Raw genomic sequence first — 15365 nt, forward strand, 5'->3', positions numbered from 1 at the left:
AATGCCGCTGTCAAGGTCGTCTTGCCGTGGTCAACGTGTCCTATCGTTCCCACGTTCACGTGCGGCTTCGTGCGCTCAAATTTACTCTTTGCCATTCTATTTCACCTTTTTTTCAACACTGCCTGAACAACACTGGCAGGCGCTTCTGCGTATTTCGCGAACTCCATTGAATAGCTGGCTCGCCCTTGTGTGGCTGAACGCACATCAGTGGCATAACCAAACATTTCACTCAACGGCACTTCCGCACGTATAATCTTTCCTGATGGAGCATCGTCCATCCCTTGAACAACGCCACGTCGACGGTTTAAATCGCCCATCACGTCGCCCATATAATCTTCTGGAGTAACAACTTCGACCTTCATAATCGGCTCAAGTAAAGCAGGGTCAGCGTCTAATACGCCACTCCGTAGAGCCATTGAACCCGCAATCTTAAATGCCAACTCACTCGAGTCCACATCATGATACGAGCCATCAAAAGCAGTCACTTTAATATCAACTAATGGATAACCGACCATCACGCCATTACCCATTTGTTCGCGAACACCTTTATCAATCGCCGGTACGAATTCTTTAGGAACTACCCCACCGACTATCGCATTCTCGAACTTATACCCTTCACCTTCGGCTAAAGGTTCTAAACGCAACCAGACATGACCGTATTGACCACGCCCCCCGGACTGGCGCACAAACTTACCTTCGGTTTCAACCGTTTTACGGATGGTTTCACGATAAGCAACTTGTGGAGCACCGACATTGCATTCAACTTTAAACTCGCGCTTCATACGGTCAACGATAATATCGAGATGCAACTCACCCATCCCAGAAATAATTGTCTGACCCGAATCTTGATCGGTATGCACGCGAAACGACGGATCTTCTTGTGCCAAGCGATTTAAAGCCAAGCCCATTTTTTCTTGATCCGCTTGAGACTTTGGCTCAACCGCAATCGAAATAACTGGCTCAGGAAAGTCCATTTTTTCTAAAGTGATCACTTGCGTCAGATCACTTAAGGTTTCACCGGTTGTGACATCTTTTAAGCCAACAGCAGCAGCGATGTCCCCGGCATAAACTTCTTTAATCTCTTCACGCGAATTAGCGTGCATTTGCATAATGCGGCCAATTCGCTCGCGTTTATTTTTGGTTGGATTGAAAACCACATCGCCTGTTTTCAATACACCGGAGTAAACACGGAAGAAAGTCAAAGAGCCTACAAATGGATCGGTAGCAATTTTAAAAGCCAAAGCTGCAAAAGGCTCTTGATCTGAGGCATGACGTTCAGTCGGTGTTTCGTTAGCATCGTCAGTAACACCTTTAATCGCAGGCACATCCACCGGAGCAGGCAGATAACGCACAACAGCATCAAGGACGGCTTGCACACCTTTATTTTTAAAGGCTGAACCACACAACACAGGCACAATTTCCCCAGACAAAGCACGCATCCGCAAGCCTTGATGAATATCCTCAACGGATAATTCACCCGACTCTAAATACTTATCCATGAGTACTTCATCAGCTTCAGCAGCCGCTTCCACCATCTGCTCACGCCATGTCTGGCAAGCAGCTTGCATTTCTACTGGGATTTCAGCGGCAGTATAGGTCATCCCCATATCCGCTTCATTCCAATAAATAGCCTGCATCCGCAACAAATCGACTACACCCGTAAAATTCTCTTCAGCCCCGATCGGCAACTGAACGGGCACTGCCGTAGAACCTAGGCGAGTTTTGATTTGCTCAACGACACGCAAGAAATTAGCCCCAGCTCGATCCATCTTATTGACGAATGCAATGCGAGGCACTTGGTACTTATTAGCTTGACGCCAAACCGTTTCCGATTGCGGTTCAACACCACCGACAGCACAAAACACTGCCACTGCACCATCTAAGACACGTAAGGAGCGCTCAACTTCAATCGTAAAATCAACATGACCGGGCGTATCAATAATATTGATCCGATGCTGCTCAAACTGCTGATCCATCCCTGACCAGAAACAAGTTGTCGCTGCAGAGGTAATGGTAATCCCACGCTCTTGCTCTTGCTCCATCCAGTCCATAGTAGCTGCGCCATCATGAACTTCGCCGATCTTATGCGATACACCTGTATAAAATAAAACACGCTCAGTCGTCGTCGTTTTACCTGCATCAATATGTGCCATGATGCCGATATTACGATAGCGTTCTATAGGTGTTTTACGTGACACAGGCTACTTCCAATTAATTCCAACGGAAGTGAGCAAAAGCTTTGTTCGCTTCAGCCATACGGTGAGTATCTTCACGCTTCTTGACCGCTGAACCACGCTTATCCGCCGCATCCATCAATTCACCGGCTAGTTTGCGCGCCATTGACTTTTCGCCACGCTTACGTGCTGCATCAATCAACCAACGCATCGCTAAAGCGTTTTGACGAGAAGGACGTACTTCAACCGGTACTTGATAAGTAGCACCACCGACACGGCGAGCCTTCACTTCCACCGCAGGACGTGCGTTGTCTAAAGCATCATTGAGCACTGATAAACCATCGCCACCTTTCTTTTGAGCGATTTCATCTAAAGCACCATAAATGATCTTTTCAGCCACTGCTTTCTTGCCGTCTTTCATCACAGCATTCATGAATTTGCTGAGCATTTCACTGCCGAACTTTGGATCTGGCAACACTTCGCGTTTGGGGACTTCTCTTCTTCTAGGCATTTCTAGGATCTCTATTCAATTACTTCTTAGGACGCTTAGTGCCGTATTTAGAGCGGCTTTGCTTGCGGTCTTTAACACCTTGAGTATCAAGGCTGCCACGAACAGTGTGATAACGCACACCCGGCAAATCTTTCACACGACCGCCGCGAATTAACACAACAGAGTGCTCTTGCAGATTGTGGCCTTCACCACCAATATAGCTAGTGACTTCAAAACCATTGGTTAAGCGTACACGCGCTACTTTACGTAATGCCGAATTCGGCTTTTTGGGAGTGGTCGTGTACACACGAGTGCAAACACCACGACGCTGCGGGCATGCTTCAAGAGCAGGCACGTTGCTTTTATCAACTATGCTTTTGCGCGGCTTGCGCACCAACTGGTTAATCGTTGCCATTAAAAAAATTTCTCCTAACCTACATGAGGATATGCTGTGCTTGCGATACCCCATAAAAACAACAGACCGAATATCCGGTCTGTCTAAGGTCGCAAGATTTTAGGGATGGCACAAGCTTCTGTCAAGGCTAGATTGCCAAACCCTGTAATTAATCCTCCTACTTAGTGTTTAGTGCTAAGTAGGAGTCCGTTTATTAACCCAAAACGATCTGATCTTACTCAGCCTCGTAAGCTTCATCAGATGAGCCACTAAAACTCTCATGACGCACGGCAAAGGCATCCTCTAAGGCAAAAGGATCACGCTGACGCCGACGCGCCTCATGATAAGCCAAACCTGTTCCTGCTGGAATCAAGCGACCCACAATCACGTTTTCTTTCAAGCCACGTAACTCATCACGCGCACCACGCACAGCCGCATCTGTCAGTACGCGCGTCGTTTCTTGGAAGGATGCCGCTGATACAAACGAATCCGTCACCAAAGAGGCTTTCGTGATCCCCATCAAGACTCGATCAAACTTAATCGGCAATTTGCCCTCTTCCATGAGTTGCTTATTAGCTGCGACTACGCGCCAATAGTCGGTTTGCTCACCACGCAAGAAGTCGCTGTCACCTGGGTCGATTACATCGACTTTACGCATCATTTGCCGAATGATGACTTCAATGTGTTTATCATTGATTTTTACGCCTTGCAGACGGTAAACATCTTGGATTTCTTTAACTAAATACTCTGCTAAGGAAGTCGCCCCTAATAAACGTAAAATGTCATGCGGGTTAGGTTCACCATCAGCGATCACCTCACCACGTTTCACCTTCTCACCCTCGAAGACATCGAGATTACGCCATTTTGGAATCAACTCTTCGTATTGTTCACCATCTTCTTCGGTGATGATAATACGTTGCTTACCCTTGGTTTCTTTACCAAAAGAAATCGTACCGGTTTTCTCAGCCAGAATCGCACCATCTTTAGGACGACGTGCCTCAAACAAATCCGCAACCCGAGGCAAACCACCGGTGATGTCACGAGTTTTAGATGAAGCTTGCGGTAGACGTGCAACGACCTCACCGACTTTAACACTTGCGCCATTCGTGGTAGTGACGATAGTTCCGGCAGGTAAGGGGTATTGCACAGGAATTTTCGTACCTTCAAAGAAAATACTATCGCCATGCTCATCCAATAAACGCACGGTCGGACGCAAATCACGACCACTGCTAGGACGACTCTTCGGATCCATTACCTCAATTGAAGACAAGCCCGTAATATCATCAACTTTTGTTTGTACCGTACCATTATCAATGAAGTCGATAAAGTCGATACGCCCCGACACTTCCGAGATAATCGGATGCGTATGTGGATCCCATTGTGCAACTGTCTGCCCAGCGGTCACTGTGTCGCCTTCATGAACCTTTAAGGTTGCACCATACGGTAACTTGTAACGTTCCTTATCACGGCCGTTATCATCGACGATGCCAAGCTCACCTGAGCGCGAAACCGCAACCAGATTGCCTTGCTCATTGCGTACAGTTTTAACGTTAATCAGATGGACTTTACCGGCTGATTTAACGGCGATACCACTTTCAGCGGCGGCTCTACTGGCTGCACCACCGATATGGAAGGTACGCATGGTTAATTGCGTACCCGGCTCACCGATAGATTGAGCAGCGATAACACCGACTGACTCACCTTTACCCACCAAAATGCCCCGTGCAAGGTCACGCCCATAGCATTGACGGCAAACACCATAACGCGATTCGCAAGTGATACCTGAGCGTACAATAATTTCGTCGATACCGAGGTGGTCAATTTTCTCAACCCACTCTTCATCAATCAAGGTACCTGCGGGTAACACCGTCTCATCATTACGTACCACATCTTGTGCTACGACCCGACCTAAGACCCGTTCTGCCAAGCCTTCAACGACATCGCCGCCCTCGATAATCGGACGCATCAACATGCCCTTAGTTGTCCCACAGTCATCCATAATGACTGCCATATCTTGGGCAACGTCAACTAAACGACGAGTCAAATAACCTGAGTTCGCAGTCTTTAAGGCCGTATCCGCCAAACCTTTACGCGCACCGTGAGTCGAAATGAAGTACTGTAATACGGTCAAACCTTCACGGAAGTTAGAGGTAATGGGTGTTTCAATGATCGAGCCATCTGGCTTGGCCATCAAACCCCGCATCCCTGCTAACTGACGGATCTGGGCTGCAGAACCCCGGGCACCGGAGTCAGCCATCATAAAGATCGAATTGAAAGAAGGCTGAGTGACTGTCTTACCTTCAGCATTGACGACCGATTCATTACCAATCTTTTCCATCATCGCTTTCGCGACTTTTTCATTGGTACTCGCCCAAATATCAACGACCTTATTATAGCGCTCGCCCTGAGTAACCAATCCACCCGCGAATTGCAGCTCAATTTCTTTCACTGCATCATCCGCTTCCGCCAAGAGTTGCACCTTCTTCTCAGGAATAATCATGTCATCCGAGCAGAAAGAAACCCCTGAACGGGTCGCATAACGATAACCGGTATACATCAATTGGTCAGCAAAGATAACAGCCTCTTTCATCCCGACATGACGATACGATTCGTCCAACAGGCGTGAAATCGCTTTTTTCTTTAAGACTGTATTAAAGATCTCGAATGGCAAGCCTTTTGGCATAATAGTCGTCAGAATCGACCGACCCACTGTGGTATCAATTAAGCGAATGCGCTTAGTGAACTCACCATTGTCTTCTTTAATATAATCAGTGATCCGTACTTTAACTTTGGCATGTAAAGACGCATTGCCTGTTTCATAAGCCCGTTGCGCTTCTTGCGGATCAGCAAAGATCATGCCTTCGCCTTTCGCACCAATCGCTTCACGTGACATATAATACAAGCCCAACACGATGTCTTGTGAAGGCACAATAATCGGTGCACCATTCGCAGGGGACAAGACGTTATTGGTGGACATCATCAAGCTACGTGCTTCAAGCTGTGCTTCCAATGACAAAGGTACGTGTACCGCCATTTGGTCGCCATCAAAGTCAGCGTTAAAAGCAGAACAAACCAAAGGGTGTAACTGAATCGCTTTCCCTTCGATCAATACGGGTTCAAACGCTTGAATACCCAAACGGTGTAAAGTCGGTGCACGATTCAACAGAACCGGATGCTCACGAATTACTTCTGCGAGAATATCCCAAACTTCAGCGGTTTCCCGCTCCACTAGCTTTTTCGCCGCCTTAATCGTGGTGGCTAAACCACGGCGTTGCAGCTTACCGAAAATGAAGGGTTTAAATAACTCCAAGGCCATTTTCTTCGGTAGACCGCATTGGTGCAGACGTAAAGTCGGCCCAACCACGATGACCGAACGACCCGAATAGTCAACCCGCTTACCTAACAGATTCTGCCGGAAACGACCCTGCTTACCCTTAATCATATCCGATAAGGATTTCAAGGGGCGCTTGTTAGAACCCGTAATCGCACGACCACGCCGACCGTTATCTAAGAGTGCATCCACTGACTCTTGCAACATACGCTTTTCATTGCGCACGATAATATCGGGAGCATTCAGCTCTAATAAGCGTTTTAAACGGTTATTCCGATTAATCACGCGGCGATACAAATCATTCAGGTCTGAAGTTGCGAAGCGACCGCCATCCAAAGGAACTAAAGGACGTAGATCCGGTGGTAATACCGGCAGCACATTCATAATCATCCACGCAGGACGATTACCTGAAGACACGAAAGACTCCATAACCTTCAAACGCTTACCTAAACGCTTTAATTTGGTTTCAGAGCCCGTTTCGTTGATCTCTTCACGCATCTTGGCGATTTCGTGCTTCAGATCAATACCTGATAACAAGTCCTGAATCGCTTCAGCACCCATTTTCGCTTCGAACTCATCACCAAACTCTTCGACAGCCTCTAAATAAGCCTCATCAGAGAGCAGCGTACCACGCTCCAAAGTAGTCATACCCGGCTCAGTGACCACGAAAATCTCAAAATAGAGAATACGCTCGATGTCACGCAAGGTCATATCCAGCATCAAGCCAATCCGAGAAGGTAATGACTTTAAAAACCAAATATGTGCCACCGGGCTAGCGAGATCAATATGCCCCATGCGCTCACGCCGCACTTTGGTTTGAGTGACTTCAACACCGCATTTTTCACAGACTACGCCCCGATGCTTTAAACGCTTGTACTTACCACACAAGCATTCAAAATCCTTGACCGGACCAAAGATTTTCGCGCAGAACAAACCATCCCGCTCTGGCTTAAAGGTACGATAGTTAATGGTTTCTGGCTTTTTAACTTCACCATAAGACCATGAACGAATCACTTCAGGGGAAGCAAGCCCGATACGAATTGCATCGAACTCTTGAATTTCCTGCTGTTGCTTATAAAGGTTTAATAAATCTTTCATCGCTATTTTTCCGCCTGCTGTATTCGCTCAAATTACTCTCTTTCCAGCTCGATATTTAAACCGAGAGAACGGATTTCCTTCATCAAGACATTGAAGGACTCAGGCATGCTGGCTTCCATATAATGATCACCATCCACGATGTTTTTATACATCTTGTTCCGTCCATTCACATCGTCTGACTTCACCGTGAGCATTTCTTGCAAGGTATAAGCCGCACCGTAAGCTTCCAAGGCCCATACTTCCATCTCACCGAAGCGTTGGCCACCAAATTGGGCTTTACCACCCAAAGGCTGCTGAGTGACTAAGCTATAAGGCCCGGTTGAGCGTGCATGCATTTTGTCATCAACTAAGTGGTTCAGCTTCAGCATATGCATATAGCCAACCGTGACTTTGCGCTCAAACGCATCACCAGTACGGCCGTCATAAAGTCGGGTTTGCCCACTTTCTGGCAAGTCCGCTAAGCGCAACATAGCCTTGATTTCTGCTTCATCCGCGCCGTCAAATACTTGAGTTGCCATCGGCACGCCTTTACGCAAATTGCCTGCCATTTCAATGACTTCAGCATCCGTCATTTCAGACAAATCACCTTGACGTGGATTACCACCGGTTTCATAGATTTCGGTTAAGAATTTGCGCATTTCATCGACTTTCGCTTTCGCGTCAATCATCCGCCCGATCTTATGACCTAAACCTTTGGCAGCCCAACCTAAATGCGTTTCTAACACCTGACCCACATTCATCCGTGACGGTACACCCAAAGGATTCAGAACGATGTCGACAGTCTGGCCATTTTCCAAATAAGGCATATCTTCGACCGGAACAATGCGTGATACCACGCCCTTGTTCCCGTGACGACCCGCCATCTTGTCACCGGGCTGCATCCGCCGCTTCACAGCAACATAGACTTTGACCATTTTCAAAACGCCAGGCGCTAGATCATCGCCAGCAGTCAATTTATCACGCTGTTTCTGTAAGCGAATTTCGTACTCTTTCTTCTTCTCAGACATCTGAGTCGATAAGGTTTCGAGCTGCACATTCAAACTGTCGTCTTGCATGCGCAAAGAGAACCACTCATGACGGGGAACAGCGGTTAGCTGCTCTTGAGTGACAACTGAACCAGCTTTTAAACCTCTTAAACCGCCATCAGCGACTTGACCGGCGACCATTTTGGAGACCCGCGCAAATACATCCGATTCGTAAATCCGCAGCTCATCCAGTAAGTCCTTACGCACCTTTTTCAAGTCTTCTTCTTGAATAGCTAAAGCACGTGCATCACGCTCAACACCATCCCGAGTAAAGACCCGCACGTCGATCACCGTCCCAGTCATCCCGGTTGGAACACGCAAAGAGCTATCTTTAACGTCAGAAGCCTTTTCACCGAAAATGGCTCGTAAAAGCTTTTCTTCTGGAGTTAATTGGCTTTCACCCTTAGGTGTTACTTTACCCACCAGAATATCATTCGGTTTTACTTCTGCGCCGACATGAATAATCCCGCACTCGTCCAGTTTTGCCAGCAAGCTTTCGCTCACGTTGGGAATATCGGCAGTAATTTCCTCAGGGCCTAGTTTGGTATCACGCGCTAAGCAGGACATTTCCTCGATATGAATCGTAGTATAGCGGTCTTCATCGACCACCCGCTCAGATAACAAAATCGAGTCTTCGAAGTTATAACCATTCCAAGGCATGAAGGCGATGAACATATTCTGTCCTAAAGCCAACTCACCCAAGTCAGTCGAAGAGCCATCTGCTAATACATCGCCACGCGCAACCACATCGCCGACTTTGACAATCGGGCGCTGATTGATGCAGGTATTTTGATTCGAACGGGTGTATTTAATCAGGTTGTAAATATCAACCCCACCACGCTCATCTGCTTCATTATCATTGACGCGCACCACCACACGACCCGCATCCACCGAGTCAATCACCCCACCACGGCGCGCAGCGACGGTCGAACCAGAATCCACCGCAACCGCCCGCTCCATACCTGTACCGACGATAGCAGTCTCAGCACGTAAGCAAGGCACTGCTTGGCGTTGCATGTTAGACCCCATCAAAGCACGGTTAGCATCATCATGCTCTAAGAAGGGAATCAAAGAAGCTGCCACTGACACGATCTGCTTGGGCGAAACATCCATATACTGCATACGATCAGACGCCATCGTGGTGAATTCATTGCGGTAACGGCAATTCACGAATTCATCTAAGAAAGCACCCTGCTCATCTAAATCAGCATTCGCTTGCGCAATCACATATTGAGACTCTTCAATCGCTGATAAATAGTCGATTTCTTGAGTAGCTTTACCATCGACCACACGGCGATAGGGTGTTTCTAAAAAGCCATATTCATTGGTACGCGCATACACAGATAAAGAGTTAATCAGACCGATATTGGGTCCTTCAGGTGTTTCAATCGGGCAGACCCGACCATAATGGGTCGGATGCACGTCCCGCACTTCAAAGCCTGCACGCTCACGAGTCAGACCACCTGGGCCCAAGGCTGAGATCCGGCGCTTATGCGTGACTTCAGACAATGGATTGTTTTGATCCATGAATTGCGATAATTGGCTAGAACCAAAGAATTCTTTAATCGCCGCAGAAACTGGTTTTGAATTCACCAATTCTTGAGGCATTAAACCCTCACTTTCTGCCATCGTTAAACGTTCTTTGACTGCCCGCTCAACTCGAACCAAACCCACACGGAAGGCATTTTCCGCCATTTCGCCAACGCTACGAATACGACGATTACCTAAGTGGTCAATATCATCGACATCATCACGACCATCACGAATATCAATCAGCTTTTTTAGAACAGCTAAAATATCAGCTTGATCTAAGACACCGCTACCGACGGAATCTTCACGGCCTAAACGACGGTTAAACTTCATCCGCCCTACCGCCGACAAGTCATAACGATCATCGGTGAAGAATAGATTATTGAATAAGCTTTCAGCCGATTCCTTAGTCGGTGGCTCGCCCGGGCGCATCATTCGATAAATTTCAATCTGCGCTTCTAAGCGAGTACGGGTTGGATCAATATTCAAAGTATTAGAAATAAACGGACCACGATCCAATTCATTGGTATAGAGAATATCGAAACTCTCAACCCCATTATCACGCAGTTTATTGACTAACTCTTCTGTGAGTTCCGCATTCGCATCTGCAACCAACTCACCGGTAGAGGTATCAATAATATTTTTCGCTAATACCTTGCCGTACATATATTCTTCAGGTACAGCTAATTTGCTGATGCCACTCTTTTCTAGTTGGCGAATATGCTTAGCGGTAATCCGCCGACCGGTTTCAACGATGACATTGCCATCTAATAAAATATCAAAAGCAGCTAATTCACCCCGCAAACGCTCAGGGACTAGATCAATCTCAACACCTTTATCGAGGAGGTGGACTTTGACATTCTCGAAGAAGTACTCAAGAATTTTTTCATTTTCCATCCCTAAAGCGCGTAACAGAATAGTAGACGCTAGTTTACGGCGACGATCAATCCGTACATAAATACTGTCTTTAGGATCGAATTCAAAATCCAACCATGAGCCACGATAAGGAATAACCCGTGCACTGTGCAATAATTTGCCAGCCGTATTCGACTTACCTTTGTCATGTTCAAAAAACACGCCGGGTGAGCGATGCAATTGCGAGACAATAACTCGCTCAGTACCATTAATAATAAAAGTACCTTTATCGGTCATCAGCGGTAATTCGCCTAAGTAAACGTCTTGCTCTTTAATCGACTTGACGACTTTGGCTTCAACGGGGGCTTCTTTATCATGAATCACTAAGCGCAATTTCACGCGCAACGATGCTGCATAAGTTAAGCCACGCAATTGGCATTCATGAACATCAAACACGGGTTCAGCTAACCGATAATCCACATATTCAAGTGTGATATAGTTATTGTAACTTACAATCGGAAAGACTGAAGAAAAGGCAGCATGCAGGCCCGTTGCAGAACGCTCTTGCACAGGCCGGTCAAGTTGCAGGAACTGCCGATAAGACTCCAACTGAATAGTTAACAGGTCAGGTACTTCCAGAATCTGCTCACGTTTGCCAAAATCTTTGCGGATCCGTTTTTTCTCAGTGTAACTTAGTCCCATTATGCTTCCTCAACTGGAATCGAAATCTTTTCTGTCATTTAATGTCTGACAAGCGACAAAAGGCCGACAGCGTAAAACACTGCCAGCCTCGTGAACTTTAGAACGACTAGAAGTTGCTTAGAATCATCCTAACCTCAAGCTTACTTGAGTTCGACCTCAGCACCTGCATCTTCCAGTTCTTTCTTAACCTTAGCAGCCTCATCCTTAGAGACGCCTTCTTTAACCGTAGAAGGTACGCCTTCAACCATGTCTTTCGCTTCTTTCAAGCCCAGACCGGTGATAACACGGATAGCTTTAATGACATTGATCTTGTTAGCGCCGAAGCTCTTCATGATCACGTTAAATTCAGTTTGCTCTTCAACCACTGGAGCAGCATCAGCGCCACCCGCAGGGCCCGCAGCGACTGCCACCGCAGCCGTCACACCGAATTTCTCTTCAATCGCTGAAATCAGATCAACGATCTCAGTCACTGTCATGTTGGCAATTGCATCCAACATATCGTCTTTTGTACAGGCCATGTAAATCTCCAAAACCTTTGTCAGTAATTACTCTACGCTAACGCCAGCGGCTTCAGCTTTTTGATCACGCACTGCAGCAAGTGTGCGAGCAAATTTGTCGAGAGGCGCACGAATCGCAGCCGCCAAGGTAGCGATTGCTTGTGAGCGAGTCGGCAATTTCGCCAGACGTTCCAACTCAGCAGCGGGCAGCATTTTTCCGTCAATGGCGACGAATTGTACTGCTAACTTTTCGTTGGCTTTGTCTTTTAGGAAGTCCTTCACCAGACGCGCCGCAGAACCTGGATCTTCTTGAGAAAATGCCAAAATCAACGGACCTTTTAAGCCATCTTGGATACACTCGAAAGCAGTACCATTAACGGCAATACGCGCTAGATTGTTCTTCACTACACTTAGATAAACTCCACCTTTACGTGCGTTTTTACGCAGTGTGGTGAGTTGTGACACAGTCAATCCACGGTACTCAGCAGCAACCGCAGAATGAGCACTTGCAGCAACTGCGGCCACTTCAGAGACAATCTCTTTTTTCTCTTCCAGTGTTAATGCCACGTTATCTACTCCTGGTTTGATGGATAAACCACCAGTTATCAATCTCAACTTAATCATTTAAGTTAAGAAGGAAACAGCGCCCCAAACCAGTGACTGACTCGGGAAACGCCATCTGCGCAGGTTCTCTACATTTACTGCAGAACGATTAAGTCTTATTCAAGACGCCTGCGGTCTTTGACGACATACAGCCTTGTATATCTCAATGCTTTTCAGCAGCTTACATCCTTGTAAGCTTGGGTTTGAGTTTAAAAACTCAAAATCTTTTTAAGCAGTAACGCTCGCTTGATCTACTTTTAAGCCAGGCCCCATGGTCGTGGACACAGCGATACCCTTGAGGTAAACACCTTTAGAAGTAGATGGTTTGGCCTTCACTAAGTCAGCAACTAAAGTCGCTAAATTTTGAGCTAATGCTTCAGTGCCAAAACTGGTGTTACCAATACCGCAATGAATAATACCTGCTTTATCAGTACGATAACGAACTTGACCTGATTTAGCATTTTTAACAGCTTCAGCCACGTTTGGAGTTACCGTACCCACTTTAGGGTTAGGCATTAAACCACGCGGGCCTAAAATCTGGCCTAGCTGACCCACCACACGCATAGCGTCAGGGCTTGCGATAACGACATCGAAATCCATCTTGCCTGCTTTAACTTCAGCCGCTAGATCATCAAAACCAACAATGTCTGCACCAGCTGCTTTCGCCGCCTCTACGTTTGCACCTTGGGTAAACACAGCTACCCGTACAGTTTTGCCATTACCATTCGGTAAAACGGTAGAACCACGCACCACTTGATCCGATTTACGTGGGTCAACACCTAAATTGATGGCCACATCCACACTTTCAGTGAATTTTGCAGCAGGCAGTGACTTCAATAAATCCAGCGCTTCACTAACAGCATAAACTTTCGTGCTATCTACTTTCTCGCGAATTGCTTTTTGACGCTTAGTTAGCTTTGCCATTTATACGCCCTCTACTTCTAAGCCCATACTACGTGCTGTACCTGCAATAGTACGCACGGCGGCATCTAAATTAGCTGCTGTTAAGTCTGGCTCTTTAGTCTTGGCAATTTCTTCTAATTGCGCACGGTTAATCTTGCCCACTTTATCGCTATTTGGACGAGCACTACCAGACTTCAAACCCATTGCTTTTTTCAACAATACGGAAGCAGGCGGAGTTTTAGTAATAAAGGTAAAGCTTTTATCGCTATATACCGTGATAACGACTGGAATCGGCATTCCTACTTCCATGCCCTGAGTAGCAGCATTGAAGGACTTACAGAATTCCATAATATTCACACCTTTTTGACCCAATGCAGGACCAACCGGTGGACTTGGATTAGCTTTACCAGCAGCAACTTGCAGCTTGATATAGCCGGTTACTTTTTTTGCCATTTTGATTTACCTATGAATGGGTACCAACGCCTCACGGCTCCCCGTTGTGCAATCAGGTTTTCTCGACCTGATAGAACTCAAGCTCAACAGGCGTTGAGCGACCAAATATTTGCACTGCGACTAACAGGCGGCTCTTTTCGTAGTTAACTTCTTCGACGACACCATTAAAATCTTTAAAAGGACCATCGTTAACACGCACGACTTCGCCAGCATCAAATAAGACTTTAGGCTTAGGCTTATCGACACCCTCTTCAACCCGGCGCAGAATATTATCCACTTCTTTCTGTGTGATCGGAGCTGGCTTATCACCAGAACCACCAATAAAACCTAAGACACGCGAGGTATTCTTGACCATATGCCAAGTATCATCATTCATTTCCATTTCGACTAAAACATAGCCCGGAAAGAATTTACGTTCACTACGGCGCTTTTGACCTTCACGCATTTCTACGACCTCTTCGGTAGGAACTAAAATCTCACCAAATTGGTCTTGCATCTCAAAACGCTGCACACGCTCTTTTAAAGAACGCTGAACTTGACCTTCAAACCCAGAAAAAGCTTGAACTACATACCAACGCTTAGCCATCAACCACCTCCTAGCAAGGTTTTAACACCCCAGCCTAGAAGCATATCTACCAGCCAGAGGAAGAGAGAAAGCAGTAAAACAATAACCATGACCATAAGCGTCGTCTGCATGGTTTCAGCCCGAGTAGGCCATACCATCTTGCGGACTTCCATCCGGCTGTCTTTTAAGAAGGTAACTAAATTGCGCCCTTTTTCAGTGGTTGCAGCAATAACAATAGCGATAGCAACAAAAGCTAATAGACCTAAGACCCTGATTAAGACTGAAACAGGTTCACCCTTCCAGGTATCGAAATAGTAGAAACCACCAATCCCAACCAACAATAAAACCAATGATAAAATCAGTTTAATCGTATCGAATGAGGACGTCTGTTGTTCAACTTTTGAAGACATAATTTTTTGATACAACCTAAACAGCCTAAATGACTTTATACAAAGACTTGCACAAAGATAAGCTAGAATTTGTAGAAAGCCATCTTGCTAAAAGATGGCAGGCCAAGAGGGAATCGAACCCCCAACCTGCGGTTTTGGAGACCGCCGCTCTGCCAATTGAGCTATTGGCCTAACAAACGAGAGGACGGGAGTTTACAGACTCCCGCCATATTCTGCAACTAAATTAATGAGTATTGTTAGTTTACTCAACAATTTTAGCGACGACACCGGCTCCGACTGTACGACCGCCTTCACGGATCGCAAAGCGTAAACCATCTTCCATCGCAATCGGATTG

The 15365-nt window shown here is 46.5% G+C and carries 13 protein-coding genes and 1 tRNA gene; all 14 read right to left on the minus strand.

What is annotated here, in order from left to right:
- A partial coding sequence (locus tag B5D50_RS19350; protein WP_078924293.1) for a GTP-binding protein occupies positions 1-95 on the minus strand: 95 nt, incomplete at its 3' end.
- 6 nt (positions 96-101) lie between these two features.
- Positions 102-2198, minus strand: coding sequence for an elongation factor G (gene fusA / locus B5D50_RS19355; protein WP_078924294.1), 2097 nt, complete (start codon positions 2196-2198; stop codon positions 102-104).
- A gap of 13 nt (positions 2199-2211) precedes the next feature.
- Positions 2212-2685 carry a 30S ribosomal protein S7 gene (rpsG, locus tag B5D50_RS19360; protein WP_078924295.1) on the minus strand — a complete coding sequence of 158 codons (474 nt, stop codon included), beginning with the start codon at positions 2683-2685 and terminating at the stop codon, positions 2212-2214.
- 19 nt (positions 2686-2704) lie between these two features.
- Complete coding sequence (gene rpsL, locus B5D50_RS19365) at positions 2705-3079, minus strand: 30S ribosomal protein S12 (protein ID WP_078924296.1); 375 nt, start codon at positions 3077-3079, stop codon at positions 2705-2707.
- A gap of 214 nt (positions 3080-3293) precedes the next feature.
- Positions 3294-7487: a DNA-directed RNA polymerase subunit beta' gene (gene rpoC / locus B5D50_RS19370; protein WP_078924297.1), complete on the minus strand. Its 4194-nt coding sequence runs from the start codon at positions 7485-7487 to the stop codon at positions 3294-3296.
- Positions 7488-7519: 32 nt separating this feature from the next.
- Positions 7520-11599, minus strand: a complete 4080-nt coding sequence (gene rpoB, locus B5D50_RS19375; RefSeq protein ID WP_078924298.1) for a DNA-directed RNA polymerase subunit beta — start codon at positions 11597-11599, stop codon at positions 7520-7522.
- Between the two features lie 140 nt (positions 11600-11739).
- Positions 11740-12117: a 50S ribosomal protein L7/L12 gene (rplL, locus tag B5D50_RS19380; RefSeq protein WP_078924299.1), complete on the minus strand. Its 378-nt coding sequence runs from the start codon at positions 12115-12117 to the stop codon at positions 11740-11742.
- A 27-nt stretch (positions 12118-12144) separates the two neighbouring features.
- Complete coding sequence (gene rplJ, locus B5D50_RS19385; protein WP_078924300.1) at positions 12145-12663, minus strand: 50S ribosomal protein L10; 519 nt, start codon at positions 12661-12663, stop codon at positions 12145-12147.
- Between the two features lie 264 nt (positions 12664-12927).
- Entirely contained in the window at positions 12928-13623 is a 696-nt protein-coding gene (gene rplA, locus B5D50_RS19390) for a 50S ribosomal protein L1 (protein ID WP_078924301.1), read from the minus strand.
- Positions 13624-14055, minus strand: coding sequence for a 50S ribosomal protein L11 (rplK, locus tag B5D50_RS19395; RefSeq protein ID WP_078924302.1), 432 nt, complete (start codon positions 14053-14055; stop codon positions 13624-13626).
- 52 nt (positions 14056-14107) lie between these two features.
- Entirely contained in the window at positions 14108-14641 is a 534-nt protein-coding gene (gene nusG / locus B5D50_RS19400; protein WP_078924303.1) for a transcription termination/antitermination protein NusG, read from the minus strand.
- Positions 14641-15030: a preprotein translocase subunit SecE gene (gene secE, locus B5D50_RS19405; protein ID WP_078924304.1), complete on the minus strand. Its 390-nt coding sequence runs from the start codon at positions 15028-15030 to the stop codon at positions 14641-14643. The genes nusG and secE overlap by 1 nt, the downstream gene beginning before the upstream one ends.
- 95 nt (positions 15031-15125) lie before the next feature.
- Positions 15126-15201 (minus strand) — tRNA-Trp (locus B5D50_RS19410).
- A 70-nt stretch (positions 15202-15271) separates the two neighbouring features.
- On the minus strand, positions 15272-15365 hold a 94-nt coding region (locus B5D50_RS19415; protein ID WP_200807149.1), incomplete at its 5' end, for an EF-Tu C-terminal domain-related protein.

Origin of the sequence: Thiothrix eikelboomii, from assembly GCF_900167255.1 — a bacterium.
Taxonomy (GTDB): domain Bacteria; phylum Pseudomonadota; class Gammaproteobacteria; order Thiotrichales; family Thiotrichaceae; genus Thiolinea; species Thiolinea eikelboomii.